The sequence below is a fragment of the Microcystis sp. M53603_WE2 genome, from assembly GCF_030065435.1.
This window is the reverse complement of record NZ_JASJFF010000107.1, coordinates 1-3912: the sequence shown is the minus strand read 5'-3', so window position 1 is coordinate 3912 and position 3912 is coordinate 1. Positions and strand designations below refer to the sequence as shown.

The 3912-nt window shown below is 47.5% G+C and carries 5 protein-coding genes; 3 read left to right on the top strand and 2 right to left on the bottom strand.

All coding sequences use genetic code 11. The annotated features are described in order from the left end of the window. Positions 1-274 precede the first annotated feature (274 nt). Positions 275-1000 (bottom strand): PEP-CTERM sorting domain-containing protein, encoded by a 726-nt coding sequence (locus PX481_RS02660; RefSeq protein ID WP_002763658.1) that lies wholly within the window; start codon positions 998-1000, stop codon positions 275-277. Between the two features lie 180 nt (positions 1001-1180). On the opposite strand from PX481_RS02660, the gene PX481_RS02655 reads away from it, so the two are divergent. Both PX481_RS02655 and PX481_RS02650 read left to right on the top strand, forming a co-directional pair. Continuing rightward, complete coding sequence (locus PX481_RS02655; RefSeq protein WP_002763657.1) at positions 1181-1480, top strand: type II toxin-antitoxin system Phd/YefM family antitoxin; 300 nt, start codon at positions 1181-1183, stop codon at positions 1478-1480. Continuing rightward, a complete protein-coding gene (locus tag PX481_RS02650) occupies positions 1464-1736 on the top strand; it encodes a Txe/YoeB family addiction module toxin (RefSeq protein WP_012264430.1) in 273 nt (90 codons plus the stop codon). The genes PX481_RS02655 and PX481_RS02650 overlap by 17 nt, the downstream gene beginning before the upstream one ends. A 69-nt stretch (positions 1737-1805) precedes the next feature. On the opposite strand, the gene PX481_RS02645 is transcribed toward PX481_RS02650, so the two are convergent. Next, positions 1806-2501, bottom strand: coding sequence for a proprotein convertase P-domain-containing protein (locus tag PX481_RS02645; RefSeq protein ID WP_502888555.1), 696 nt, complete (start codon positions 2499-2501; stop codon positions 1806-1808). Between the two features lie 418 nt (positions 2502-2919). On the opposite strand from PX481_RS02645, the gene PX481_RS02640 reads away from it, so the two are divergent. Then, positions 2920-3912, top strand: a 993-nt coding sequence (locus PX481_RS02640) for a glutamine synthetase III domain-containing protein (protein ID WP_288093543.1), incomplete at its 3' end; no start/stop codon positions are given.

Here is a 3912-nt window from a genome sequence, read left to right as displayed (position 1 = left end):
GGAGAGGCCGCCTTTAGCGGGAATCCGATAGAGAGGTTCGTAGTTAACCCAGTACGGGTCAAAGCGTACAAAGCTAATTCTAGATGCAATATTTGCGTACAGAATTAGTAACTATAGAGTTTTATCTCCAGAAAACGGGTTTCTCAAAGAAACCCGTTTTCTCAGTTCCAATGGCGCTTAAACTAATTGTAATCCAACTAATTCCATAATTAAGGCGATCTGCCAAAAGTTCAGAAAAGGGGTTTCTCAAAGAAACCCCTTTTCTTCCGTTTTCTCAGTTCCAATGGCGCTTAAGTGCCGCTGCCGTTCCCAGTAAGCCTAGGGCCAGCAAACCTAAGACAGAACTTGATTCAGGAACAGGAACAGGAACAGTCTGGGCAAAGCGAACTTCAGAGAGACCAATAGGCCCTGGTGCTGTCCAACCAACGAACCAATTGTTTGCTACATCAATTCTAGCATATTGGGCTTGAATCAAAGGGAAGGAAAAAAGTGTGGCAGGTATGTTGTTCGAAGTGCCTTCGGGAAGTGTTAGGGTTCCTGATACATAAACTGGACTGCTAAAGTCGGAGTTATTGGAGAGAATTAGTGTGAAATCCTTGATTCCGCGATCAGTAGCTGTGGTATTAAAAGCGTTGTAATTCCACAAAGCCAAGGTATCTAAGAACACAGAACTGCCAAAATTAAAATCAAGATTGACATCAGCAGGAGTCGTCCCGATTTCTAAACGTACTCCCCAGAAATTAGACAAATCGGTACCTCCGACGTGCTGTTGCTGCAAAGCGTTTCCAGGTCCAGTCAACCCATTGCCGTTGGCAGTGTTGACTAAGGCTCCAACGGTGGGAGTAGCAGAGCCTGCATTAAGCGTTAAGGTTGGAGTCGGATTGTAGATGATCGGCAGCGCTTGGACGGGGAGGACAGTCAGTACAGCGATCGCGCTAACTGTGCCAGCGAAGACAACACCAGCCAGAGAGAGAGATTTGAAGGTAGTTGTAAAATTCATGGGCAATTTTGGGCAAATTCCACCAGCATCTTACCCCCCCCCGATTTTGTCAAATATCGCTTTTTTATCGATTGCATAGATGTATAGAGTTTTATCTCCAGAAAACGGGTTTCTCAAAGAAACCCGTTTTCTCAGTTGATGAAATAAGCTAAAATCGAATCAACTCGTTGCCCTCGCCTTATGTTTTCTATCCAAACTACCTACACTCAAGCTCAAGAAAATTTAGCGAGCCTTCTGGATCGACTGGAAAGCGAGAATAGTATGGCGATTATTACTCGCCCTGGTCATAAAGATATGGCACTATTAAGCGCAGAGGAATTAACTGGCTTATTAGAAACCGTTTATCTTTTGCGATCGCCTGCGAATGCTAGAAAGTTATTGGCAGCACTGGAACGTTCAATGGAGAGGGACGTTCAAACAATACCGGGACAGACAGTTACAGAACTTTGTCAGGAGTTAGGAATTGAACGCCAAGAGTAGGGCAATTGTCTTTGATCACCAATTTCGAGAAGATTTAAGATGGTGGTACAAAACAGATAAAAAAATCGCCTTTCGCCTACTCGATCTCGTAGAATCTGTCACCGCCGATCCCTTTACTGGAATAGGCAAACCAGAACCCATAAAGTATCTTGAAGCTAATACTTGGTCACGCCGAATTACCACAGAACACCGTCTAGTCTATCGAGTCAAAGATGACCGCATTGAGTTTTTAGCAGCACGATATCACTATACTTAAACAGCTTATGTATTCCAGAAAACGGGTTTCTCAAAGAAACCCGTTTTCTTCTCAAAGAAACCCGTTTTCTCAGTTCCAATGGCGCTTAAATGCCGCTGCCGTTCCCAGTAAGCCTAGGGCCAGCAAACCTAAGACAGAATTTGATTCGGGAACAGAAACGGGAGCAATGGGAGTCCCCTCCAAATTCAGAGTCCAACTGCCAAGACTGCCAGTATCAGCAGCCCCAAGATCTGAAATCGTCAGCCGCCAGTCGCCGGCGGTCTGGGAGCCACCCAAGGAAGTGAGTATGGGAACAAGGGTTCCACTACCCGCACCGGTGGGGAAGTAGTTGCCGCCGGGGATGACAAAATCATCACCCCCGGAAGCCGCTACGGACCAGATGTTGCTGGTGGAGGCATCATTGAAACTGTAGGTGCCGTTGAAGTTGCTGGAGTCACCAAAGCCAGTGTTCACGCGACCGATCCGGTTGAACAGCGATACTGTCGTGTTGGTTGGGACGTAGGTGAGATTGGCGATCAAATCACCTACGTAGGAGTGGGTTAGGTTATTGAGGGTGACGGTGATGTTGGTGATCGAGAAGTTGGAACTGGTGGGAATGGTAATAGTGCTGGAAGCACCTGTGGCGTTGTTGTCAGGGATGCTGAAACCAGTACCAGTTCCAGTAAAGGTGACGGCGCTGGCGGGGAGGACAGTCATTCCAGCGATCGCGCTAACTGTGCTGGCGAGGACAACACCGAGACCAGACAGAGGTTTGAGGGTATTCATTGGCAATTTTGGGCAAATTCTGCTCCAAATCTTACCCCCCCCCCCGATTTTGTCAAATATCGCTTTTTTATCGATTGCATAGATGTATAGAGTTTTATCTCCAGAAAACGGGTTTCTCAAAGAAACCCGTTTTCTCAGTGCGATCGCTGGTGGAAGATCGGGTTTGGGATATTTGTAATGTTTGATACAAAGCTCTGGATTATCTGTTCTTAAGATGAAGGCTGGTGTTGCTAATTGATCGGAAAAGAGGCCGGCGCAAGCAGATAAAAACCGCAGAGAAGCTTGTGCCGTGGGATCAAAATTATTAAGCGGAGAATAGCCTCTGACCGGAATTCAACATCAAAGTTAGTAGGAAACTTGTCATCGCCTAAGTAAAGTAACCCTTTATCCACGACACAACACAATAGGAAAAATACTTATGAGTTATGGAACCCGTGTTCAAGCTATCTCTCAAGTAACGGATCGTAAACCCCTACCTAGCAAAATTCCTCAGCGTTTAGAGGCCCTCTGGGCAACCGATGTCTTTACCCTGAGCAAAATGCAGGCCAGTCTCCCGAAAGACGTATTCAAGTCGGTCAAAAACACGATTTTAACCGGGGGAAAATTAGACGTTTCCATCGCCAGTGCGGTAGCGGCAGCGATGAAAGATTGGGCCACGTCCAAAGGGGCGCTGTACTATGCCCACGTCTTCTATCCGATGACTAACGCCACCGCCGAAAAACACGATGGTTTTATCTCTGTGCAGAGCGACGGTTCGGTGATCACGGAATTTACGGGCAAAGTCTTAGTACAGGGAGAACCGGACGGGTCTTCCTTTCCTAACGGCGGACTTCGCTCCACCTTTGAAGCGCGGGGTTACACCGCTTGGGATGTCACCAGTCCCGCCTACGTCATGGAGACGGATAATGGTGTCACCCTGTGTATCCCCACGGTTTTTATCTCTTGGACAGGAGAGGCCCTCGACAAAAAAACGCCGCTTTTACGATCGATTTCATCGATGAGTAAAGCCGCCACCAGGGTGCTGAAGCTCTTAGGACATACGGAAGTCGCCCCCGTTAACTCCAGCTGCGGCGCTGAACAGGAATATTTTCTAGTCGATGCTCATTTTGCCCATAGTCGCCCCGATTTACTGCTCACCGGTCGCACCCTATTTGGTAAACCCGCCGCCAAGGGTCAACAGTTCGACGATCATTATTTTGGTGCGATTCCCGAACGGGTTCAGGTGTTTATGCAGGAAGTAGAGGAAAGAATGTATCGCCTCGGCATTCCAGCCAAAACCCGCCATAATGAAGTCGCCCCCGGACAGTTCGAGATTGCCCCCTTTTTCGAGGCTGCTAACGTGGCCAGTGACCATCAGCAGTTAATTATGACTTTGCTGAAAAGTACGGCTAAAAAACACGGTTTTGTTTGC